The following is a 22,684-nucleotide window of genomic DNA, read 5'->3' on the forward strand; positions in this document are numbered from 1 at the left end:
GAACGGACGGCGGCGCCATCGCCATGATGGCGCCGTGCGTCAGCATCAGCCTTGCTGCAGCGGGATGGTGCCGAACGTGGTCGGTGTCGAACACGGTTCTTCGTCAAACGCGATGTCGCCCATGGGACTGGCCACGCCATCGGCCTTCAAATCCTTGAAGCCGAACAGTTTCGGGTCCATCAGGTGCGACGGCGCCACGTTCGACAGCGCCGAGAAGATGCTTTCCACGCGGCCGGGGAATTTCTTGTCCCATTCGCGCATCAAGCCCTTGATCTGCTTGCGCTGCAGGTTTTCCTGCGAACCGCACAGATCGCATGGGATGATGGGGAAGCCCTTGACTTCCGCGTAGCGCAGCGTATCTTCTTCCTTCACGTACGCCATCGGGCGGATGACGATGTGTTTGCCGTCGTCCGATTGCAGCTTGGCTGGCATGCCTTTCAGTTTTCCACCAAAGAACATATTCAGGAAGAACGTTTCCAGGATGTCATCGCGATGGTGGCCCAAGGCGATCTTGTTGGCGCCCAGCTCATCGGCCACGCGGTACAGGATGCCGCGGCGCAGGCGCGAGCACAGCGAGCAGGTGGTCTTGCCTTCCGGGATCAGGCGCTTGACGATGCTGTAGGTATCCTGATTTTCGATGTGGAAAGCCACGCCCAGTTCCGTCAGATAGGCGGGCAAGATTTCCGGCGGAAAATTCGGCTGCTTCTGGTCCAGGTTGACGGCGACGATATCAAAATGGATGGGCGCGCGTTCGCGCAAGGTCATCAGGATGTCCAGCAGCGCGTAGCTATCCTTGCCGCCGGACAGGCACACCATTACCTTGTCGCCGTCTTCGATCATATTGAAGTCGCCGATGGCTTGCCCCACCAGGCGGCACAAGCGCTTGTGCAGCTTGTTGTTTTCCAGGGCGATCTTTTCCGCCTTCTTGCGTGCCAGTTTCTGCGCTTCCACATTGGCCGGGAATTCCACGGCCGTGGTCGTCGGTTCCATCACTGCGCTATTGCTCATATTGTTCATGCTTCATCCTTGATCTTGAATACTTCCACGCCCACGCCTTCGCAGTCGGGATACACGTCCGGTTTCATGCTCGACACGCGCGCGGCGCGCACGCGCGGGTGCGCCAGCATGGCGGCGAGCACGTCGTCGACCAGGCTTTCCTGCAGCTGCACGTGGCCTTGCGCCATGCGCTTGGCGATGGTTTCGCGCATGAAGTCGTAGTCGACCACTTCTTCCAGCTGGTCATCCTTGGGCGTCGACAGGGCCAGGGGAATGTACAGGTCGACGTTGATGAGGACGCGCTGCTCGCCCTTTTTCTCGAAGTCGTAGACGCCGATGTTGATGAGGATTTCGTAATTACGCAGGAACAGGCGGCGGCAATCGGCCAGGCGAGGGTGGGACAGGGCGGACGACATAGTTTTACCTTTTAGGGGATGCTGGAATGCTAATGTTTTTATTGGGTAGGACTGCTGATTATTTGGTCAAAAACATGACGTCGCGCGGCAAGCCGATCAAATGCTGGCCGCCATCGACCAGCAGGGTCGTGCCCGTCAGCGCGCGCGCGCCGGCCACGTAACAGACGCAGTCGGCCACATCCTCGGGCGTGCTGGAGCGTCCCAGCGGCGTGTTTTCATGCGCCTTGGCAAAGTTTGCTGCCGTCTGCTCGCCGGAGACCATGGTGATGCCGGGGGCAATGCCCACCACGCGCACTTTTGGCGCCAGCGCCTGGGCCAGCATGGTGGTCGCCGACAGCAGCGCCGCCTTGGACAGGGTGTACGACAAAAAATCAGGATTGAGATTGTACAGTTTTTGATCGAGCAAGTTGATGACCACGGCTTGTTCGCCTGCCGGGGTGGCCTGGTACAGCGCCTGCGCCAGCAGGATGGGGGCGGCCAGGTTGGCGTGCATGTGGGCGTCGAGCGCCGTGACGGAAAAATCGCCCGCATTGTCGTATTCAAACAACGATGCGTTGTTGACCACGCAAGTAACCGGCCCCAGCGCCGCCTGCGCCTGCGGCAATAGCTGGCGCACGGCGTCTTCCTGCGCCAGGTCGCAGGGGAACGCTTGCGCGCGGCGGCCCAGCGCGACGATTTCCGCCACCAGGCTGAGCGCTTCCTCGCGCGAGTGACGATAATGGACGGCGATATCCCAGCCGTCGCGCGCCAGGCCCAGCGCGATGGCGCGGCCGATGCGGCGCGCCGCGCCCGTGACGAGGGCGACGCGGGGAGTGCTGTCGAATGGCGTTGTCGTTGCTTCTGTCATGTCTTTGCTATGGTTGAGATATTCGGTGGATGCCACACTGGCGGCATGCGCCGCCGATTCGCTACAATGCGGGTATGTCTCTTCCCGTACCCGATAGCGACGCGCTGGCCGCGTCCCATGCCTTGCAGCACCAGATTGCCGCCGAAATCGCGCGCAATGACGGCGCCATTCCCTTTGCCCGCTTCATGGAGCTGGCGCTGTACGCGCCTGACCTCGGCTATTACAGCGGCGGCGCCGCCAAGCTGGGCAAAGATGGCGATTTTACAACCGCGCCGGAGATTTCGCCCCTGTTCGGCGCCACCCTGGCCCATGTGGCAGCCGCTATTATGGCGCAAACGGCCCCGCGCATCCTCGAATTCGGCGCCGGCACGGGCAAGCTGGCCTGCGACATCCTGACGGAAGCGGCCAGCGCCGGCATCCATATAGACCAGTATGCGATCGTCGAGTTATCCGGCGAATTGCGCGCGCGCCAGGAGCTGGCGCTGGCCGCCTTCCCGCAAGTGGTGTGGTTCGACGGTTTTCCCGACAGTTTCGAGGGCGCCGTGTTCGGCAATGAAGTGCTGGACGCCATGCCCGTCAACCTGATCAGCAAGACACCCGCCGGCTGGTGCGAACTCGATGTCAGCATTGCCGATGGCCAGTTCGTGTTTGTCGAACGTCCGGCCGGTGCCGACGTGGCCGCGCAGATCGCCGCCCAGGTGCCCGAGGCCGATGCCTTGCCCGTCGGCTATGTCAGCGAAATCCACGGCGTCGCCTGCGGCTTCATGCGTTCGCTGGCGCGCATGCTGACCAATGGCAAGGGCGGCGCGGCCGTGCTGTTCGACTATGGCTTCCCGGCGCACGAGTATTACCTGGACTTGCGCGCCACGGGCACCCTGATGTGCCATTACCGCCACCACGCCCATGCGGAACCGTTTTATCTGCCCGGCTTGCAAGACATCACGGCCCACGTCGACTTTACGGCCATGGCGGTGGCGGCGCAGAACGCGGGCCTCGATGTGCTCGCGTACATGAACCAGGCGTCCTTCCTGCTGGGCTCTGGCATCGGCGACTTGCTGCTGCGCACCGATCCTGAGCAGGTCAAAACGTACTTGCCGCAGGCCAGCGCCGTGCAAAAGCTGGTCTCGCCGGCCGAGATGGGGGAATTGTTCAAGGTGCTGGCGGTGGGGCACCGCGTGGCGTTGCCGGAAGCCCTGTTGTCCAGCGACCGCAGTCATCGCCTGTAAGCGCGGCAATATCAAGACAGGGCAGTGTCGCCCTGTAATTTCCTGTCCGCCGGTGGTTATTATCTTGTCATATCGTTTATGATGACCGACACAGCACGGTTCCATCCTGCAAGAACCCGTCGCCGCGCACCGATTTCAAGATAGAACGATGGGAAAGATACATACACACTATGACAACCTGAAGGTGGCGCGCCTGGCGCCGCAGGAAGTCATACGTGCCGCGTACAAAGCCCTCAGCCAGAAATACCACCCGGACAAGAACCCAGGCGACGAAAAGGCCGCCCGCATCATGGCGATCCTCAACAGCGCCTATGGCACCTTGTCCGATCCACAACGCCGCAGGGAACACGACGAGTGGATCGCTGCCGAGGAGTGGGAAATCGAATGGCTGGAAAGCACCCATCACGAAGAAGGCAAGGGCCGCGATGGCCGCGCGAAAGGCCATGCCCAGTCGCATGAGCATGCATGGGCACAAGATGTGCCGCCATCCAAGGGCAAGCCGCGACGCGGCCTGCAGCCCGTCTGGCGCAACTGGCGCTGGTGGCTGAGCCTGCTTGTCTGCCTGTTGCTGGGCTGGTTGGGCGCCTTGCTGATGCTCGATACCTCCCCGCCCGTGCCGGTCGCGCTGGCATCGGCCTGGAACGGCTTGGCCCGCGATGGCGCCCAGCCGCATGCGCCAGCGGCCAGCGCCGCGCCGCCGTCATCGAAAGGCGAGGCGGTGGCGGTCGACAGCTGGGCGGTGGGCAAACCGTATGCACCCGAACCGCAGGAAGCGAAGACGCCCGAGATCCGCGTGCTGGCCGTTTCCCAGCTGAGCTTGAAAGCCATCCCGCCCGTCTGCGATGGCACAGGCAAGGCCGAGTCGGCAGCGCTGGTGGCGCCGAATGGCGAGCCCTGGCCGGCGCATTCCGGCTATGTCGATGGCTTCCTGATCGGTAACAAGGGCGAGGAGCTGGCCATCAGCATCGACAACAGCCACAATGCCGCGCCCATGTTCGTCAAACTGTATGACACGGAGCGGCGCTCGAACGTGCGCTATTTGTACATCCTCGCGAACGACAAACTGCTGGTGGAACAGCTCAGCGCTGGCAAGTATGAAGTGCGCTACCAGGCAGTCGGGCCTGGCCAGGACAATTGTGGCGGCACCACGCGTGGCGGCGCATCGGCGCCGGCGCCGGCCGTTGGCGAGGATGGTGTGAAGAATCCTGTTGTAAGCAGCATCTAATCTGATTATGCTTGATATGCGTCAACGCAGCGTCCACATCGACCTTATCCATTAGGAGTATTCATGACCGACCTCAAAGCCGATGCAGATGATAACTGGCTGCTCGACGAAGATGAGCCGGTGGCCAGTCCTGCCGGGCTGGCCGCGCCTGACCAGCGCCTGTGGCGTGTCCTGATCGTCGATGATGATGTCGATGTGCATGCGGTCACGCGGCTGGCGCTGCGCAATGTCAGTTTCAAGGGGCGCGAACTGGAACTGTTCTCCGCCTACAGCGGCCGCGAAGCGTATGACATCCTGCGCGACACGCCCGATATCGCGCTGGTGCTGCTCGACGTGGTGATGGAAACGGATGATGCCGGCCTGATCCTCGCCAAGCGCATCCGCGCCGACCTGAACAACTCCATCGTGCGCGTCGTGCTGCGCACGGGCCAGCCGGGCCAGGCGCCCGAGCAGCGCGTCATCATCGAATACGACATCAACGATTACAAGGCCAAGACGGAGCTGACGACGCAGAAGCTGTTTACCACCGTCATCTCGGCGTTGCGTGCCTACGAGAGCCTGATGATGCTCGAGCGCAGCCGCATCGGCCTGGGCAAGATCCTCGCCGGCGCCACCAATCTGTACCAGATCCATTCGCTGCGCGAATTCGCTTCCGGCGTGCTCAACCAGGTCAGCGCCATCCTCGACGTGGGTGCCGACGGCGTGCTGTGCCTGATGCAGGGCGGCGCCGGGCGGCCCGAGGTGGTCGCCGCCACGGGCAGCTATGCCATGCTGGCCGAGTCGGAAGCTATGCCGGCCGAGCATGCGCTCACCGCCACCATCGCCAAGGCGTTTGCGGAAAAGCGCAGCCAGTTCGAGCATCCGGCCAATGTGCTGTTCATCCATACTGAAGGCAACCGCGAGCTGGCCATCTCCGTCACGCCGCCGTGGCCGCTGGCGCAGATCCAGCGCGACTTGCTGGAAGTATTTTGCCAGCGCATCGCCGCCGCCTTCGACAACCTGTACATGTTCGGCCAGCTGCGCAAGGCGCAGGAAGCGACCGTGGTGGCGCTGGCCGACCTGGCCGAGTTCCGCGACAGCGACACGGGCGGCCATGTGCGGCGGGTACAGCTGCTGTCCGAGGCGATCGCGCGGCGCATGCAGCAGCGCGCCGTGTACCCGGATGAGCTCACGCCGCAGCTGCTCGACATGATCGGCCTGGCCAGCATCTTGCACGACGTGGGCAAGGTGGCCACGCCGGACGCCGTGCTGCTGAAACCGGGCAAGCATACGGACGAGGAGCGCACGCAGATGCAGCTGCATGCCAGCGTCGGGCGCACCATTCTCGAGCGGGCCGCCAACATGGTCGACGGCGTCAGCTACCTCACGTATGGCGCGCAGATCGCCGGCGGCCACCATGAGCATTTTGATGGCGCTGGCTATCCGAACGGCCTCGTGGGACGCGACATTCCCGTGGCTGCGCGCATCGTTGCCGTGGTCGATGTCTTCGATGCCTTGCTGCACGAGCGGCCCTACAAGGAGCCGTGGCCGTATCCGCAGGTGCGTGAATACATCGAACAGCGCAGCGGCAGCCAGTTCGATCCGGAAGTGGTGACGGCGCTGCTGGAGCTGATCGACCACGAGCCGCAACTGTGGCATCCGGAGCGCGCCACCACCTGAGTTGGCGTTTTTCGGCAGCACACCATTCCCTTGCGCGCGGCGCCGTCATATACTCGGCTGCCTCATGCTGGCCGGCGCCACGCACCAGTGTGGCGCGCCGCGGAGTTTTCGGACATTACGACATGAAAGAACTCAAGGGTCTCAGCGCACTGATCATCGAGCCGCATCCGGGCATGCGCGCCAGCCTGCACAATATGCTCAACCTGTGCGGCCTGGCGAAGATCGATGACGCGGCCAGCTCGGGCCAGGCGATCCGCATGCTGGGTAGCAAATCGTATGATTTGATCCTGTGCGAATACGACCTCGACGGCGGGCAGGATGGCCAGCAGATGCTGGAAGACTTGCGCCACCACAAATTGATGCATGCGTCGACCATGTTCTTCATGGTCACGGGCGAAGGCAGCTTTGCCAAGGTAGTCAGCGCCGTCGAGCTGCTGCCCACCGATTACATCCTCAAGCCCTTCACCGCTGAGAACATGCTTGAGCGCATCGGCCGCGCGCTGGACAAGCGCAATGCCTTCGTGCCCGTGTATGCACTGATTGACGTGGGCAATGAGCGCGCGGCGATTGCCGCCTGCGCCGAGGGCGCCAGCCTGTATCCCCGCTACGCCACCGATTTCCTGCGCCTGCGCGCGGAATTGCATTTGCTGCTGGGCGAGGCGGCCGACGCCGAGCCGATCTACGCAGCCCTGTACCAAGCCAAGTCCATCGGCTGGGCGCGCCTGGGGCAGGCCAAGACGCAATTCCTGCTGGGCGAGTACGCAGCGGCGCAGGGCACGCTGGAAGGGCTGCTGGAAAACAACAAACGCTTTCTCGATGCGTATGACTGGCTGGCGCGCACGCACTTGGCACAAGGCAAGCCGGAACTGGCACAGGCGGCGCTGAGCGAGGCGGTGGCCCTGTCGCCGCATGCCGTGCGCCGCTTGCGCCGGCTGGGCGAGGCGGCCCTGGCGGCCGACGATATCGAGATGGCGGAAAAAGCCATGAAGCTGGTGGTCAGCAAGGCCAAGTATTCGGAGTTCCGCGACCCGGAAGACCATGTGCGCCTGGTGCAGACCCTGGTGCGCAAGGGCGATCCGCTGCAGGTGGGCGCCGTGATCCGCGACCTCGACAAGTCGATGGGCGGACAAAAGAATGCGGAGCTGTGCAGTGCTCTGTGCAGCGCCATGCTGCATGCGCATACGGGCAACGCCGAACGCCTGCAGCAATCGCTCGACGCCGCCTTGGCTGCCAACCGGCATAGCGTGGGCAGCTCGAATACGCTGAAAACGGAGTTGGCGCGCCACTGCCTGGCGCACGGGCGCGAAGACGGCGCCGCCGAGGTGATGCGTGAAGTCATGCGCAATGCGCCCGACAGCGCGGCCATGACGCGCGCCATGGCCGTCTTCGAACTGGCGGGGCGCGAGGAACTGGCCAAGGCGCTGGCGCGGCAAAGCCGCCAGGAAGTGGCCGATATGGTGGCAGCGGGCGCCGCCAGGGCGGGAGACGGCGATTTCCGCGGCGCCGTCGATCTGATGGGCGAAGCCGTCACGCGCTTGCCCGACAATCCGCAAGTGGTCTTCAATGCGGCCGTGGCGGTATTGAAATGCCTGGAGCACGAAGGCTGGGATGAGCGCATGGGGCAGCAGGCGCTGACGTTTATTGCCGGTGTGCGCCGCCTGGACCCACGCAACCCCAAATTGCCCGTGCTATCGGGCTTGCATCAGCAGTTGTTGCGTAAATATAAGCCCCTTGGCAATTCCTGGATGCATCCGCCTGACGCCCGGTGACAGGGAGAAATACGGGGCGAATGACGGAAAAATGCGGCTTGCAGCGGGGGGTGATAAAAAAATGCGAAAAAAAGTCGACTTTTTCGCGCCAACCCTTGCACATTCTCAAATCGGGAGCTTATAATCACGCCCCGAAGCAGCCAACTTCTTCTTTATATGCAAATGCAGCAGTCAGGCATCGGTAAATAAGGTTGACAGTTGTGAGTAGATGCTTCATACTCTGCGGTTCCCGCGGAGGGGTGGCCGAGTGGTTAAAGGCGACAGACTGTAAATCTGTTCTCTATGAGTACGCTGGTTCGAATCCAGCCCCCTCCACCAAGTTTTTGCAAGGAAAACTGGGTAGTAGCAAAGTAATAAAGTAATAGCAAGTAAGTGAAGATAAGTGAACGATACCTCGCGGGTGTAGCTCAATGGTAGAGCAGAAGCCTTCCAAGCTTACGACGAGGGTTCGATTCCCTTCACCCGCTCCAGTTTCCGTTCAGATGCTTGATGCATCGCATGCAACAAATTACAGCCCTTGTAGCTCAGTGGTAGAGCACTCCCTTGGTAAGGGAGAGGCCACGTGTTCGATCCACGTCAAGGGCACCAGAATTCGCAGCAGGCAGTACAGAAGCAATTCAAACCAGACCGTCGGGCGTGTGCCTGAGCAATCTAATCAAATCATTAGGAGTTCAAAATGGCAAAAGGTAAATTCGAACGGACCAAGCCGCACGTCAACGTCGGCACCATCGGCCACGTCGACCACGGTAAAACCACGCTGACCGCTGCAATCGCAACGGTTCTGTCGAAGAAATTCGGCGGCGAAGCTAAAGCATACGACCAGATCGATGCAGCACCAGAAGAAAAAGCGCGCGGTATCACGATTAACACCGCTCACGTCGAGTACGAAACGGCAGCGCGTCACTACGCGCACGTTGACTGCCCAGGCCACGCCGATTACATCAAAAACATGATTACCGGTGCTGCGCAGATGGACGGCGCGATCCTGGTATGCTCCGCAGCTGACGGCCCAATGCCACAGACCCGCGAACACATCCTGCTGGCCCGCCAAGTTGGCGTTCCATACATCATCGTGTTCCTGAACAAGTGCGACCTGGTCGACGACGCAGAGCTGCTGGAACTGGTTGAAATGGAAGTGCGCGAGCTGTTGTCGAAGTATGAGTTCCCTGGCGACGACGTGCCTATCATCAAAGGTTCGGCACGTATGGCGCTGGAAGGCAAAGAAGGCGAAATGGGCGTTGACGCAGTGTTGCGTCTGGCCGATGCTCTCGATTCCTACATCCCAACGCCAGAGCGCGCTGTTGATGGTGCTTTCCTGATGCCAGTGGAAGACGTGTTCTCGATCTCGGGTCGCGGTACCGTTGTGACCGGTCGTATCGAGCGCGGCATTGTTAAAGTCGGCGAAGAGATCGAAATCGTCGGTATCATCGATACCGTCAAAACGACTTGCACCGGCGTGGAAATGTTCCGCAAACTGCTGGACCAAGGTCAAGCAGGCGACAACGTTGGTCTGCTGCTGCGCGGCACCAAGCGTGAAGACGTGCAACGTGGTCAAGTGTTGGCCAAGCCAGGCTCGATCAAGCCGCATGCACACTTCACCGGCGAGATCTATGTTCTGTCGAAAGACGAAGGCGGCCGTCATACGCCATTCTTCAACAACTATCGTCCACAGTTCTACTTCCGCACGACGGACGTGACTGGTTCGATCGAGTTGCCAGCAGACAAAGAAATGGTCATGCCAGGCGATAACGTGTCGATCACCGTCAAGCTGATCAACCCGATCGCAATGGAAGAGGGTCTGCGCTTCGCTATCCGTGAAGGCGGTCGTACCGTCGGCGCCGGCGTGGTTGCAAAAATCCTCGCATAAGGAAATGTTATGCTTCCACCCGGGGCGTCCTGGGTGGTAGAATGGCACTCCTCGAAAGTTTTACGTAGGGACGTAGCTCAATTGGCAGAGCGTCGGTCTCCAAAACCGAAGGTTGGGGGTTCGATGCCCTCCGTCCCTGCCACCGTCAAGGTGCAGGGCACCGAAAGTAGAAAAATGTCAAATCAATCCGTGCAAACCGTTAGCACGTCGAGTGACAAGATAAAAGTCGCGCTGGCAATAGTGGCTGCGATTGCAGGAGTAGTCGGGTTTTATTACCTGGCAGGCCAACCAGCTCTGGTGCGTGCAAGCGCGCTTGTGGCTGGTTTGGTTATTGCTGTTGCACTCTTGTATATCTCGACGACCGGCCGTGAATTTCTCAATTTCGCCAAAGAAGCTGTGCGCGAAACCAAGAAAGTCGTTTGGCCTACCCGCAAAGAAGCCACGCAGATTACTGCGATCGTGTTTGCCTTTGTGCTGGTCATGGCGATTTTCCTGTGGGGCACGGATAAATTGCTCGAGTTTTTGTTGTATGACGTAATTCTGGGTTGGAAAAAATAATGAGCGAAAATGTGCATGATGAAGCGGCGGACGAGTCCGTTCCGGGCGACGCTCCGGTAGCGGACACTGGTGCCGCGCTGAGCGTGCCAGTCAGCAGCAAGCGCTGGTATGTCGTGCATGCTTATTCCGGCATGGAAAAAAGCGTCATGCGCGCATTGACCGAGCGCATCGAGCGCGCGGGCATGCAAGACCAGTTCGGCCAGATCCTGGTGCCGATCGAAGAAGTGGTCGAAGTCAAGAATGGTGTGAAGTCCGTCACCGAACGTCGTTTCTATCCTGGCTATGTGCTGGTTGAAATGGAAATGACGGACGAGAGCTGGCACTTGGTGAAGAACACCAGCAAGGTTACCGGTTTCATTGGTGGCAAGTCGAACAAGCCGACGCCGATCTCCGCGCGCGAAATCGACGGCATCATGAAGCAGATGCAGGAAGGTGTTGAAAAGCCCCGTCCAAAAACCTTGTACGAAGTGGGCGAGCAAGTGCGCATCAAGGATGGTCCGTTCACCGATTTCAACGGCAATGTCGAAGAAGTCAATTACGAGAAATCCAAAGTGCGCGTCTCGGTCACCATCTTCGGCCGCGCTACTCCGGTGGAACTCGAATTCGGCCAGGTCGAAAAAGTTTAAGTCTGTATCAAGCGCCACCAGGAGCGTCGCGGTAGTCAAAGCGAAATCCGGTCAGAGGAGCCCCGCCAGGGTAGGATCGGCGGGGCGCTACTACTCAATCCAAGATAGGAGCCATCATGGCAAAGAAAATCATTGGTTTTATCAAGCTGCAAGTACCAGCTGGTAAAGCAAACCCATCCCCACCAATCGGTCCAGCTCTGGGTCAACGTGGTCTGAACATCATGGAATTCTGCAAAGCCTTCAATGCACAGACCCAAGGTCTGGAAGCAGGCATGCCGATTCCAGTCGTGATCACCGCGTTTGCGGACAAGTCCTTCACGTTCGTGATGAAGACGCCTCCAGCAACCTACCTGATCAAAAAAGCTGCTGCGATCACCAAAGGTTCGCCGAAGCCACATACCGACAAAGTCGGTACGCTGACCCGCGCACAAGCTGAAGAAATCGCTAAATTGAAAACCCCTGATCTGACCGCTGCCGACATGGATGCTGCTGTACGCACCATCGCTGGTTCCGCTCGTTCGATTGGTATCACGGTGGAAGGTGTTGTATAATGGCTAAGTTATCCAAACGTATCAAGGCTTTGAAAGCCAAAGTCGACCGTACCAAAGTGTACGCTTTCGACAACGCTGTCGTTCTGATCAAAGAATGCGCAACGGCCAAGTTCAATGAATCGATCGACGTATCGGTGCAACTGGGTGTTGATCCTAAGAAATCCGACCAAGTGGTGCGCGGCTCCGTCGTGCTGCCAGCTGGTACCGGCAAAACCGTACGCGTGGCAGTCTTCGCGTCGGGCGAAAAAGCAGAAGCTGCTAAAGCAGCTGGCGCCGACATCGTTGGTATGGAAGACCTGGCTGAGCGTATCAAAGCCGGCGACATGCCTTTCGATATCGTTATCGCTTCGCCAGATACCATGCGTATCGTTGGTACCCTGGGTCAGATCCTGGGCCCACGCGGCCTGATGCCTAACCCGAAAGTTGGCACTGTTACTCCTGACGTCGCTACCGCCGTGAAAAACGCGAAAGCCGGTCAAGTTCAGTACCGTACCGACAAGTCCGGTATCATCCACGCTACCATCGGCCGTAAATCGTTCGCTGACGCAGATCTGAAATCGAATCTGGTCGCACTGATCGACGCACTGAACAAAGCCAAGCCAGCATCGAGCAAAGGCGTGTACCTGCGCAAAGTTTCGCTGTCGTCGACCATGGGCGCTGGCGTCCGTGTTGACCAGGCTAGCCTGGCAGCTTAAGTAAAGAATCAAGTCCTGTGGCGCCTTCGGGCGCTGCGGGCGCATCTTTGGGCTGTCTGCCCGGTGTTCGCACCAGGCAGGCAGACAATCAAAGACCGTTGGGCCGACTGTGATCGCACATGCAGAAGGTTAATAGGCTTGCCGGCAACGGCAAGTGCCCAACGCAGATGGTGTACCCGAACAAGTTTTGTAGTCCTCATGCTGCGTGAATTCATCCGCTCAGTTTAGTACTTCTTGACTTCGGACGCCGTGTTCGAACCGATGCAAGGCGCTCAACCACTCGGTTGTGATTGCCGAACATCATTTAAGGAGGTTGACCGTGAGTCTCAATCTGAATGACAAAAAGGCCGTCGTCGCCGAAGTTTCCGCACAAGTAGCAAATGCGCAAACGATCGTCGTGGCCGAATATCGTGGCATCCAGGTTGGTCACTTGACGCAACTGCGTGCTAAAGCGCGTGCCCAAGGCGTGTACCTGCGTGTGTTGAAAAACACTCTGGCTCGTCGCTCCGTTGAAGGTACCGCATTCGCCAGCCTGGCAGATGCCATGACCGGCCCGTTGATCTACTCGATCTCGGCCGATGCCGTTGCAGCAGCTAAAGTCATCGCTGACTTCGCTAAAACCAACGACAAACTGGTCATCAAAGCAGGTAACTACGCAGGCAAGCCGCTGGATACAGCTGCTGTCACCGCGTTGGCGAGCATTCCTAGCCGTGAAGTTCTCATCTCGCAGTTGTTGGGCGTTATGCTGGCTCCGGTTTCGGGCTTTGCACGTGGTCTGGCTGCCCTGGCAGCGAAAAAAGGCGAAGGCGCCGAAGCTCCTGCAGAAGAAGCAGCAGCAGAAGAAGCCCCAGCAGCCGCTTAATTGCGCGCGCTTTTTTCTCTCAGTACCAATCTGATGTAACTAACGTAATAAATTTAGGAGTTTCAAAATGGCAATTAGCAAAGACGATATCCTGGAAGCAGTTAGCGCCATGTCCGTAATGGACCTGAACGACCTGGTTAAAGCATTCGAAGAAAAATTCGGCGTGTCCGCAGCAGCGATGGCTTCGGCCGGTCCTGCAGCAGGCCCAGCAGCAGCTGCTGAAGAACAAACCGAATTCAACGTCATTCTGGACAGCTTCGGCGCAAACAAAGTTGGCGTCATTAAAGCAGTTCGCGAAATCACCGGCCTGGGCTTGAAAGAAGCTAAAGACCTGGTTGATGGCGCACCAAAAACTGTGAAAGAAGCAGTGTCGAAAGCTGACGCTGAAGCAGCACAGAAGAAACTGGTAGAAGCCGGCGCAACCGCTTCGATCAAGTAATATCTGTACCGGCGGCAGTTAGCGCCCGAGTCAAAGTCTGAGGTTTCCCCTCGCAAGGGGGGAAATCCGACTTTGGCTCCTTTGTCGTCTGCATCGTATTTGTCATGTAGTTGTAGCAGCAGTTTTTATTCGATTCAAGCCGGAAAGCAGAGCCTTGAGGTTTCGTCTGTGTCACACGCAGCGGTGCAAACGAACACTTGCAAAACCTGAATTTTCTATCCTTTCTGTCACTCACGGAGTGTCCATGCACTACTCATTTACTGAGAAGAAACGCATTCGCAAATCATTCGCGAAGCGCGCCAACGTTCACCACGTTCCGTTCCTGCTGGCGACCCAGCTCGAGTCTTATCATAGCTTCTTGCAAGAGGACATAGCACCGTCCGGCCGCAAGAATGATGGCCTGCAGTCGGCTTTCACTTCGATTTTCCCTATCGTGTCGCACAATGGTTTTGCGCGTCTCGAATTCTTGTCGTACGTTCTGGGCGATCCTGCCTTCGACGTCAAAGAATGTCAACAACGTGGCCTGACGTTCGCGTCGCCGCTGCGCGCGAAAGTGCGTCTGGTGATCCTGGACAAGGAATCGCCAACCAAGCCTGTCGTCAAAGAGATGAAGGAACAGGAAGTCTACATGGGCGAATTGCCGCTCATGACGACCACTGGTTCGTTCGTGATCAACGGCACGGAGCGGGTTATCGTTTCCCAGCTGCACCGTTCGCCTGGCGTGTTCTTCGAGCACGACCGCGGCAAGACTCACTCGTCCGGTAAGCTGCTGTTCTCCGCGCGTATCATTCCTTACCGCGGTTCGTGGCTGGACTTCGAGTTCGACCCGAAAGACATCCTGTTCTTCCGCGTCGACCGTCGCCGCAAGATGCCAGTGACGATCCTGCTCAAAGCCATCGGCATGTCGCATGAGCAAATCCTGGCCAATTTCTTTGTCTTCGACAATTTCAACCTGCGCTCCGAAGGCGCGGAAATGGAATTCGTCGCCGAACGTCTGCGCGGCGAAGTGGCGCGCTTTGACATCGTCGACAAGTCGGGCAAGACCCTGGTGCTGAAAGACAAGCGTATCAACGCCAAGCACGTGCGTGATATCGAAGCTGCCGGCATCAAGCACATTTCGGTACCGGAAGATTACCTGCTGGGCCGCGTATTGGCGAAGAACATCGTCGATGGCGACACCGGTGAAGTTGTCGCTTCCGCGAACGATGAGCTGACGGAAGACCTGCTGGGTCGCCTGCGCGACGCCAACATTTCCGAAATCCAGACCTTGTACACCAACGACCTGGATCAAGGCGCCTACATTTCGCAAACCCTGCGTATCGACGACACCGCCGATCAGATGGCTGCGAAAGTGGCGATCTACCGCATGATGCGTCCAGGCGAACCGCCAACGGAAGACTCCGTTGAAGCGCTGTTCAATGGCCTGTTCTACAACTCGGACCGCTACGACCTGTCGGCCGTGGGCCGCATGAAGTTCAATCGCCGCATTGGCCGCGATGAACTGACCGGCGCCATGACCCTGTCGAACGAAGACGTGCTGGCCGTGATCAAGATCTTGGTGGAACTGCGCAATGGCCGCGGCGAAGTCGACGATATCGATCACCTGGGTAACCGTCGCGTACGTTGCGTGGGCGAACTGGCCGAGAATCAATTCCGCGCCGGCCTGGTGCGTGTTGAGCGCGCCGTCAAGGAACGCCTCGGCCAAGCCGAAGCGGACAACCTGATGCCGCACGATCTGATCAACTCGAAGCCGATTTCGGCTGCGATTCGCGAGTTCTTCGGTTCGTCCCAGCTGTCGCAGTTCATGGACCAAACCAATCCTCTGTCGGAAATTACCCACAAGCGCCGTGTATCGGCTCTGGGACCCGGCGGTCTGACACGCGAACGCGCCGGCTTTGAAGTGCGCGACGTGCATCCGACCCACTACGGCCGCGTCTGCCCGATCGAGACACCGGAAGGTCCGAACATTGGTCTGATCAACTCGCTGGCTCTGTACGCCCGCCTGAATGAATACGGCTTCCTGGAAACCCCGTACCGCAAGGTCGAAGGTTCCAAGATTACCGATCAGATCGACTACCTGTCCGCCATCGAAGAAGGCCGCTACATCATCGCTCAGGCGAATGCGACCATCAGCGATGAAGGTACGCTGTCCGATGAACTGGTCTCGGCCCGTGAAGCCGGCGAAACCATCCTGGTCTCCCCGGAGCGCATCCAGTACATGGACGTGGCGCCAGGCCAGATCGTTTCCGTCGCTGCCTCGCTGATTCCGTTCCTCGAACACGATGATGCAAACCGTGCATTGATGGGCGCCAACATGCAACGCCAGGCTGTGCCTTGCTTGCGTCCTGAAAAAGCGCTGGTCGGTACCGGTATCGAACGCACCGTTGCGGTCGACTCGGGCACCACCGTGCAAGCCTTGCGTGGCGGTATCGTCGATTACATCGATGCGGGCCGTGTCGTGATTCGCGTCAACGATGACGAAGCCACCGCTGGTGAAGTGGGCGTCGACATCTACAACCTGATCAAGTACACCCGTTCGAACCAGAACACCAACATCAACCAGCGTCCTATCGTGCAAGTGGGCGACCGTGTTGCCAAGCGCGACGTGATCGCCGATGGCGCATCGACCGACCTGGGTGAATTGGCACTGGGCCAGAACATGACCGTGGCGTTCATGCCATGGAATGGTCTGAACTTCGAAGATTCGATCCTGATCTCGGAAAACGTCGTCAAGGACGACCGCTACACCTCGATTCACATCGAAGAGTTGTCGGTGGTTGCCCGTGACACGAAACTGGGCGCGGAAGAAATTACGCGCGACATCTCGAACCTGGCTGAAAATCAGCTGGCACGTCTGGACGAGTCCGGTATCGTCTACATCGGCGCTGAAGTCCAAGCCGGCGACACCCTGGTCGGTAAAGTGACGCCTAAAGGCGAAACCCAGCTGACCCCGGAAGAGAAGCTGCTGCGCGCGATTTTCGGCGAAAAAGCTTCGGACGTAAAAGATACGTCGCTGCGCGTGCCTTCGGGCATGATCGGTACCGTGATCGACGTGCAAGTCTTCACGCGTGAAGGCATCGTGCGCGACAAGCGCGCTCAGCAAATTATCGATGACGAACTGAAACGCTTCCGTCTGGATCTGAACGACCAGATGCGTATCGTGGAAGGTGATGCCTTCCAGCGTCTGGAAAAAATGCTGATCGGCAAAGTTGTCAACGGCGGCCCTAAAAAGCTGGCCAAAGGCGCCAAGATCACCAAGGATTACTTGGCCGATCTGGACAAATACCACTGGTTCGACATCCGCCCTGCGGACGACGATGCAGCGGTAGCGCTGGAAGCGATCAAGGAATCGATCAACGAGAAGCGTCACCAGTTCGATCTGGCCTTCGAAGAGAAGCGCAAGAAACTGACGCAAGGCGATGAGCTGCAACCAGGCGTGCAAAAAATGGTCAAGGTGTACCTGGCCGTGAAACGCCGCCTGCAGTCGGGCGACAAGATGGCAGGTCGCCACGGTAACAAGGGTGTGGTTTCCCGTATTGTTCCTGTGGAAGACATGCCATACATGGCCGACGGCACGCCAGCCGACGTTGTGCTGAACCCGCTGGGTGTTCCTTCACGGATGAACGTTGGTCAGATTCTCGAGACTCACTTGGGCTGGGCTGCCAAGGGTCTGGGTATCCGCATCGGCGAAATGCTGAAGGCGCAAACCAAGGTCGAGCAAATGCGCAAGTATCTGACGACGATCTACAACGACAATGGCCGCGCGGAAGATCTGGACAAGTTTGATGATGAAGAGATCATGAAACTGGCCGAGAATCTGAAAAAAGGTGTGCCATTCGCCACGCCAGTGTTTGACGGCGCGAACGAAGAAGAGATCCGCCGCATGCTGGACCTGGCGTATCCGGACGACATCGCCAAGAACCTGGGCATGACCCCGTCGAAGAACCAGGTGACCATGTATGACGGTCGCACCGGTGAAGCCTTCGAACGCAAGGTCACTGTCGGCGTCATGCACATGCTGAAACTGCATCACTTGGTCGATGACAAGATGCATGCGCGTTCGACCGGTCCTTACTCGCTGGTGACGCAACAGCCGCTGGGTGGTAAAGCCCAGTTCGGTGGTCAGCGTTTCGGTGAGATGGAAGTCTGGGCACTGGAAGCGTATGGCGCGTCGTATGTCTTGCAAGAGATGTTGACCGTCAAGTCCGATGACGTGAATGGCCGTACCAAAGTGTACGAGAACCTGGTCAAGGGCGACCACGTGATCGACGCCGGCATGCCGGAATCGTTCAACGTGCTGGTCAAGGAAATCCGTTCGCTGGGTATCGATATCGACCTCGAACGCAACTAAAAGACAGCCACCTGTCATTTGGTTTGGGAAACACAAAGCCCGGCTGGGAAACCACGCCGGGCAATGTAGTCTCAGGAATATAGAAATTTAATCACCTCTGGAGTGATACATGAAAGCACTGCTCGATCTATTCAAGCAAGTACAGACCAACGAGACCTTCGATGCAATCAAGATCGGTCTCGCTTCGCCTGAGAAAATCCGTTCGTGGTCCTACGGCGAAGTCAAAAAGCCGGAAACCATCAACTACCGTACCTTCAAGCCTGAGCGCGATGGCCTGTTCTGTGCCAAGATCTTTGGCCCGATCAAGGATTACGAATGCCTGTGCGGTAAGTACAAGCGCCTGAAACACCGCGGCGTGATCTGCGAAAAGTGCGGCGTCGAAGTCACGCTGGCCAAGGTGCGCCGCGAGCGCATGGGCCACATCGAGCTGGCCTCGCCAACCGCGCACATCTGGTTCCTGAAGTCGCTGCCGTCGCGTCTGGGCATGGTCCTGGACATGACCCTGCGGGACATCGAACGCGTGCTGTACTTTGAAGCATACGTCGTGACCGATCCAGGCATGACCCCGCTGAAGAAGTGCCAGATCATGTCGGAAGACGACTACGCCGCCAAGTACGAAGAGTACGGCGACGACTTCACCGCCTTCATGGGCGCCGAAGGTATCCGTGAACTGCTGCGCTCGATCGACATCCACCGCGATGCCGAAACGCTGCGCGTGGAACTGAAGGAATCGAAATCTGAAGCCAAGATCAAGAAATACGCCAAGCGCCTGAAAGTGCTGGAAGCGTTCCAGCGTTCGGGCATCAAGCCTGACTGGATGATCATGGAAGTGCTGCCGGTGCTGCCGCCGGAACTGCGTCCGCTGGTACCACTGGATGGTGGCCGTTTCGCGACCTCGGATCTGAACGATCTGTATCGCCGCGTCATCAACCGTAACAACCGTCTGAAACGCCTGATGGAGCTGCGCGCTCCAGAGATCATCACGCGCAACGAAAAGCGCATGCTGCAAGAAGCAGTCGATTCGCTGCTGGACAACGGCCGTCGCGGCAAAGCGATGACCGGCGCCAACAAGCGTCCGCTGAAATCCCTGGCAGAAATGATCAAGGGCAAGGGCGGCCGTTTCCGTCAAAACTTGCTGGGCAAACGCGTCGATTACTCCGGTCGTTCGGTCATCGTCGTGGGCCCGCAATTGAAACTGCATCAGTGCGGCTTGCCGAAACTGATGGCGCTGGAACTGTTCAAACCATTCATTTTCAATAAACTGGAACTGATGGGTCTGGCGACCACGATCAAGGCAGCGAAAAAGCTGGTCGAGATTCAAGAGCCGGTCGTGTGGGACATCCTGGAAGACGTGATTCGCGAACATCCGATCATGTTGAACCGCGCACCGACGCTGCACCGTCTGGGTATCCAGGCCTTCGAGCCAGTCCTGATTGAAGGCAAGGCCATCCAGTTGCACCCACTCGTCTGCGCCGCATTCAACGCCGACTTTGACGGTGACCAAATGGCGGTCCACGTTCCTCTGTCGATCGAAGCGCAGATGGAAGCACGCACCCTGATGCTGGCATCGAACAACATCCTGTTCCCATCGAACGGCGAACCGTCGATCGTGCCATCGCAGGATATCGTGCTGGGTCTGTACTACGCGACGCGCGAAGCGATCAATGCGAAGAACGAAGGGATGATGTTCCCTGACGTCTCGGAAGTGATCCGCGCCTACGACAACAAGGAAGTCGAACTGACGACCCGCGTGACCGTGCGTATTACCGAATACCCGAAAAACGCCGAAACGGGCGAATTCGAGAAAACGATTACCCGCTACGAAACGACGATCGGCCGTGCGATCCTGTCGGAAATTCTGCCGAAAGGCCTGCCGTTCTCCGTCCTGAACCGCGCGCTGAAAAAGAAAGAAATTTCCAAGCTGATCAACACGTCGTTCCGCAAGTGCGGCCTGCGCGCCACCGTGGTGTTCGCAGACAAACTGATGCAATCGGGTTTCCGCCTGGCGACACGCGCCGGTATCTCGATCTGCGTCGACGACATGCTGGTACCACCGCAAAAAGTCACCCTGATCGCGGCGGCCGAATCGGAAGTCAAGCAGATCGAACAGCAATACGCCTCGGGTCTCGTGACCGCCGGCGAGCGTTACAACAAGGTAGTCGATATCTGGGGCAAAACCTCGGATGAAGTCGGCAAGGCCATGATGGACCAGCTCAAAGTCGAAGACGTGATCCGCCGCGACGGCACCAAGTCGACGCAAGAATCGTTCAATGCCATTTACATGATGGCCGACTCCGGCGCGCGCGGTTCCGCAGCCCAGATTCGTCAGTTGGCCGGTATGCGTGGTCTGATGGCCAAACCGGATGGTTCGATTATCGAAACGCCGATTACCGCGAACTTCCGCGAAGGTCTGAACGTTTTGCAGTACTTCATTTCGACCCACGGTGCGCGTAAAGGTCTGGCCGATACGGCGCTGAAAACGGCTAACTCCGGTTACCTGACGCGTCGTCTGGTTGACGTGACGCAAGACTTGGTGGTGATCGAGGACGATTGCGGCACCATGAACGGCGCGCTGATGAAGGCGCTGGTCGAAGGTGGTGAAGTCATCGAAGCGCTGCGCGACCGTATCCTCGGCCGTGTTACCGTGCACGATGTCGTCAATCCTGAAACTCAGGAAACGCTGTACGAAGCCGGTTCGTTGCTGGACGAAGACATGGTCGAAGAGATCGAGCGTCTGTCCATCGATGAAGTCAAGGTGCGTACGCCACTGACTTGCGACACGCGCTTCGGCCTGTGCGCCAAGTGCTATGGCCGCGACCTGGGCCGCGGCATGCTGGTCAACGCCGGCGAAGCCGTCGGTGTGGTGGCAGCGCAGTCGATTGGTGAGCCGGGTACCCAGCTGACCATGCGTACGTTCCACATTGGTGGTGCGGCATCGCGTGCAGCAGTGGCATCGTCGGTGGAAGCCAAGTCGAACGGTACCATCCGCTTCACGGCAACCATGCGTTACGTGACGAACGGCAAGGGCGCGCAAATCGTCATTTCCCGTTCCGGCGAAGTGCTGATCACCGACGACCATGGCCGTGAGCGTGAGCGTCATAAAGTGCCGTACGGCGCGACCCTGATCGTCAAGGACGGCCTGGTCATCAAGGCCGGTACGGCCCTGGCAACGTGGGATCCGCTGACCCGTCCGATCATTACCGAATACGCCGGTCAAGTGCGTTTCGAGAACGTCGAAGAAGGCGTCACCGTCGCCCGTCAGGTCGACGAAGTTACCGGTCTGTCCACCCTGGTGGCGATCGATGCGAAACGTCGCGGTTCGTTGACGAAAACGTTGCGTCCGCAAGTCAAGCTGATCAACGAGGCGAACGAAGAAGTCAAGATCGCCGGCACCGAACACTCGGTGGCGATCGGCTTCCAGGTCGGCGCGCTGATCATGGTCAAGGACGGTCAGCAGGTATCGGTTGGTGAAGTGCTGGCACGTATTCCTACCGAATCGCAAAAAACGCGCGATATTACCGGTGGTCTGCCACGCGTAGCGGAACTGTTCGAAGCGCGCTCGCCGAAAGATGCCGGTATGCTGGCGGAAGTCACGGGTACGGTTGCGTTCGGTAAAGAAACCAAGGGCAAGCAGCGTCTGGAAATCACGGACATGGACGGCAACAAGCATGAGTTCTTGATCACCAAGGACAAACAAGTGCTGGTGCATGACGGCCAAGTCGTGAACAAGGGCGAGATGATCGTGGACGGCCCGGCCGATCCGCAAGACATCCTGCGCCTGCTGGGTATCGAAGCGCTGGCACGTTACATCGTCGACGAAGTACAAGACGTGTACCGTCTGCAAGGCGTGAAGATCAATGACAAGCACATCGAAGTGATCGTGCGTCAGATGCTGCGCCGCGTACAGATCGTCAATGCTGGCGACACCAACTACATCGTTGGCGAGCAGGTTGAGCGTTCGGAACTGCTGGATCAGAACGACCTGATGGAAGCCGGAAACAAAATTCCTGCAACCTACGAAAACGTTCTGCTGGGTATTACCAAGGCTTCGTTGTCGACCGATTCGTTCATCTCGGCCGCATCGTTCCAGGAAACCACCCGCGTGCTGACCGAAGCGGCGATCATGGGCAAGCGCGATGGTTTGCGCGGCCTGAAAGAGAACGTCATCGTCGGCCGCCTGATTCCTGGCGGTACGGGCCTGGCCTTCCACCGCGCACGCAAAGAAAAAGAAGCGTGGGAAGTGGAAGAGCGTCAAGCACTGCTGCTGGCCGAGAAAGCCTCGATGGCCGGCGAAGCTGCCGAAGCGTTGCAGGATATCGAAAGCCAGCAACACCACGGCGACGAAGCGTAATCTACGCTGTCAGCTGACAAGAACGGCACCTTCGGGTGCCGTTTTTTTGTCCGTCCGGCGCATTTAAAGGCAAAGGTGTAAGGCGTAAAAACGTAAAAATGGCGGGCCGGAGACGCGAGTCCGAGAAAATGCCGATGGCGGCGTTGCAGCTCCTAGCCCACCTCGTTATACACAAGTCCGTACCGCTGCCCAGTCGGCGTAAAAACACGTTTATATTCAAGGATTTAACACGCCCCTTGTAAACTG

16 protein-coding genes and 4 tRNA genes are annotated in these 22,684 nt (G+C 58.5%); 17 read left to right on the top strand and 3 right to left on the bottom strand.

What is annotated here, in order from left to right; all coding sequences use genetic code 11:
- Positions 1-45 precede the first annotated feature (45 nt).
- Genes ttcA through CNX70_RS02955 form a run of 3 tightly spaced genes read right to left on the bottom strand, consistent with a single transcriptional unit; the run spans position 46 to position 2,259 of the window.
- Positions 46-1,008: a tRNA 2-thiocytidine(32) synthetase TtcA gene (gene ttcA, locus CNX70_RS02945; protein ID WP_425269246.1), complete on the bottom strand. Its 963-nt coding sequence runs from the start codon at positions 1,006-1,008 to the stop codon at positions 46-48.
- A gap of 5 nt (positions 1,009-1,013) precedes the next feature.
- Entirely contained in the window at positions 1,014-1,412 is a 399-nt protein-coding gene (locus CNX70_RS02950; protein ID WP_071079803.1) for a dihydroneopterin aldolase, read from the bottom strand.
- Between the two features lie 58 nt (positions 1,413-1,470).
- Positions 1,471-2,259, bottom strand: coding sequence for an SDR family oxidoreductase (locus CNX70_RS02955; protein ID WP_096233358.1), 789 nt, complete (start codon positions 2,257-2,259; stop codon positions 1,471-1,473).
- Positions 2,260-2,333: 74 nt separating this feature from the next.
- Between CNX70_RS02955 and CNX70_RS02960 the strand changes: the two genes are divergently transcribed.
- The 17 genes from CNX70_RS02960 to rpoC all read left to right on the top strand — a co-directional run bounded on the left by CNX70_RS02960 (position 2,334) and on the right by rpoC (position 22,438).
- A complete protein-coding gene (locus tag CNX70_RS02960) occupies positions 2,334-3,485 on the top strand; it encodes a class I SAM-dependent methyltransferase (protein ID WP_096238247.1) in 1,152 nt (383 codons plus the stop codon).
- A gap of 148 nt (positions 3,486-3,633) precedes the next feature.
- Positions 3,634-4,710, top strand: coding sequence for a J domain-containing protein (locus CNX70_RS02965; protein ID WP_096233360.1), 1,077 nt, complete (start codon positions 3,634-3,636; stop codon positions 4,708-4,710).
- A 63-nt stretch (positions 4,711-4,773) separates the two neighbouring features.
- Positions 4,774-6,369 carry a DUF3369 domain-containing protein gene (locus CNX70_RS02970; protein ID WP_096233362.1) on the top strand — a complete coding sequence of 532 codons (1,596 nt, stop codon included), beginning with the start codon at positions 4,774-4,776 and terminating at the stop codon, positions 6,367-6,369.
- Positions 6,370-6,491: 122 nt separating this feature from the next.
- Positions 6,492-8,138, top strand: coding sequence for a tetratricopeptide repeat-containing response regulator (locus tag CNX70_RS02975; RefSeq protein WP_096233364.1), 1,647 nt, complete (start codon positions 6,492-6,494; stop codon positions 8,136-8,138).
- Positions 8,139-8,371: 233 nt separating this feature from the next.
- Positions 8,372-8,456 (top strand) — tRNA-Tyr (locus CNX70_RS02980).
- 78 nt (positions 8,457-8,534) lie between these two features.
- Positions 8,535-8,608 (top strand) — tRNA-Gly (locus CNX70_RS02985).
- A 43-nt stretch (positions 8,609-8,651) separates the two neighbouring features.
- Positions 8,652-8,726, top strand: a tRNA-Thr gene (locus CNX70_RS02990).
- A gap of 88 nt (positions 8,727-8,814) precedes the next feature.
- Positions 8,815-10,005, top strand: coding sequence for an elongation factor Tu (tuf, locus tag CNX70_RS02995; protein WP_096233366.1), 1,191 nt, complete (start codon positions 8,815-8,817; stop codon positions 10,003-10,005).
- 66 nt (positions 10,006-10,071) lie between these two features.
- Positions 10,072-10,147, top strand: a tRNA-Trp gene (locus CNX70_RS03000).
- 32 nt (positions 10,148-10,179) lie between these two features.
- Complete coding sequence (gene secE, locus CNX70_RS03005) at positions 10,180-10,563, top strand: preprotein translocase subunit SecE (protein ID WP_035823944.1); 384 nt, start codon at positions 10,180-10,182, stop codon at positions 10,561-10,563.
- Positions 10,563-11,189 (top strand): transcription termination/antitermination protein NusG, encoded by a 627-nt coding sequence (nusG, locus tag CNX70_RS03010; protein WP_034753130.1) that lies wholly within the window; start codon positions 10,563-10,565, stop codon positions 11,187-11,189. Before secE ends, nusG begins: the two co-directional genes overlap by 1 nt.
- A 116-nt stretch (positions 11,190-11,305) precedes the next feature.
- Positions 11,306-11,740 (top strand): 50S ribosomal protein L11, encoded by a 435-nt coding sequence (rplK, locus tag CNX70_RS03015; protein ID WP_010394312.1) that lies wholly within the window; start codon positions 11,306-11,308, stop codon positions 11,738-11,740.
- Entirely contained in the window at positions 11,740-12,435 is a 696-nt protein-coding gene (gene rplA / locus CNX70_RS03020; RefSeq protein WP_096233368.1) for a 50S ribosomal protein L1, read from the top strand. Before rplK ends, rplA begins: the two co-directional genes overlap by 1 nt.
- Before the next feature lie 319 nt (positions 12,436-12,754).
- A complete protein-coding gene (gene rplJ, locus CNX70_RS03025; RefSeq protein WP_029496119.1) occupies positions 12,755-13,297 on the top strand; it encodes a 50S ribosomal protein L10 in 543 nt (180 codons plus the stop codon).
- Positions 13,298-13,364: 67 nt separating this feature from the next.
- Positions 13,365-13,736, top strand: coding sequence for a 50S ribosomal protein L7/L12 (rplL, locus tag CNX70_RS03030; protein ID WP_010394320.1), 372 nt, complete (start codon positions 13,365-13,367; stop codon positions 13,734-13,736).
- A gap of 244 nt (positions 13,737-13,980) precedes the next feature.
- Complete coding sequence (rpoB, locus tag CNX70_RS03035; RefSeq protein ID WP_096233370.1) at positions 13,981-18,087, top strand: DNA-directed RNA polymerase subunit beta; 4,107 nt, start codon at positions 13,981-13,983, stop codon at positions 18,085-18,087.
- 109 nt (positions 18,088-18,196) lie between these two features.
- Positions 18,197-22,438 (top strand): DNA-directed RNA polymerase subunit beta', encoded by a 4,242-nt coding sequence (gene rpoC / locus CNX70_RS03040; protein ID WP_096233372.1) that lies wholly within the window; start codon positions 18,197-18,199, stop codon positions 22,436-22,438.
- The last annotated feature ends 246 nt before the right edge of the window (positions 22,439-22,684 follow it).

The sequence above is a fragment of the Janthinobacterium svalbardense genome, assembly GCF_002327145.1.
Taxonomy (GTDB): Bacteria; Pseudomonadota; Gammaproteobacteria; order Burkholderiales; family Burkholderiaceae_D; genus Janthinobacterium; species Janthinobacterium tructae.

Bases quoted from the DNA above. Each gene is read 5' to 3' on its own strand.
- ttcA (WP_425269246.1), bottom strand. From the start codon at position 1,008: ATGAGCAATAGCGCAGTGATGGAACCGACGACCACGGCCGTGGAATTC.
- CNX70_RS02950 (WP_071079803.1), bottom strand. From the start codon at position 1,412: ATGTCGTCCGCCCTGTCCCACCCTCGCCTGGCCGATTGCCGCCGCCTG.
- CNX70_RS02955 (WP_096233358.1), bottom strand. From the start codon at position 2,259: ATGACAGAAGCAACGACAACGCCATTCGACAGCACTCCCCGCGTCGCC.
- CNX70_RS02960 (WP_096238247.1), top strand. From the start codon at position 2,334: ATGTCTCTTCCCGTACCCGATAGCGACGCGCTGGCCGCGTCCCATGCC.
- CNX70_RS02965 (WP_096233360.1), top strand. From the start codon at position 3,634: ATGGGAAAGATACATACACACTATGACAACCTGAAGGTGGCGCGCCTG.
- CNX70_RS02970 (WP_096233362.1), top strand. From the start codon at position 4,774: ATGACCGACCTCAAAGCCGATGCAGATGATAACTGGCTGCTCGACGAA.
- CNX70_RS02975 (WP_096233364.1), top strand. From the start codon at position 6,492: ATGAAAGAACTCAAGGGTCTCAGCGCACTGATCATCGAGCCGCATCCG.
- tuf (WP_096233366.1), top strand. From the start codon at position 8,815: ATGGCAAAAGGTAAATTCGAACGGACCAAGCCGCACGTCAACGTCGGC.
- secE (WP_035823944.1), top strand. From the start codon at position 10,180: ATGTCAAATCAATCCGTGCAAACCGTTAGCACGTCGAGTGACAAGATA.
- nusG (WP_034753130.1), top strand. From the start codon at position 10,563: ATGAGCGAAAATGTGCATGATGAAGCGGCGGACGAGTCCGTTCCGGGC.
- rplK (WP_010394312.1), top strand. From the start codon at position 11,306: ATGGCAAAGAAAATCATTGGTTTTATCAAGCTGCAAGTACCAGCTGGT.
- rplA (WP_096233368.1), top strand. From the start codon at position 11,740: ATGGCTAAGTTATCCAAACGTATCAAGGCTTTGAAAGCCAAAGTCGAC.
- rplL (WP_010394320.1), top strand. From the start codon at position 13,365: ATGGCAATTAGCAAAGACGATATCCTGGAAGCAGTTAGCGCCATGTCC.
- rpoB (WP_096233370.1), top strand. From the start codon at position 13,981: ATGCACTACTCATTTACTGAGAAGAAACGCATTCGCAAATCATTCGCG.
- rpoC (WP_096233372.1), top strand. From the start codon at position 18,197: ATGAAAGCACTGCTCGATCTATTCAAGCAAGTACAGACCAACGAGACC.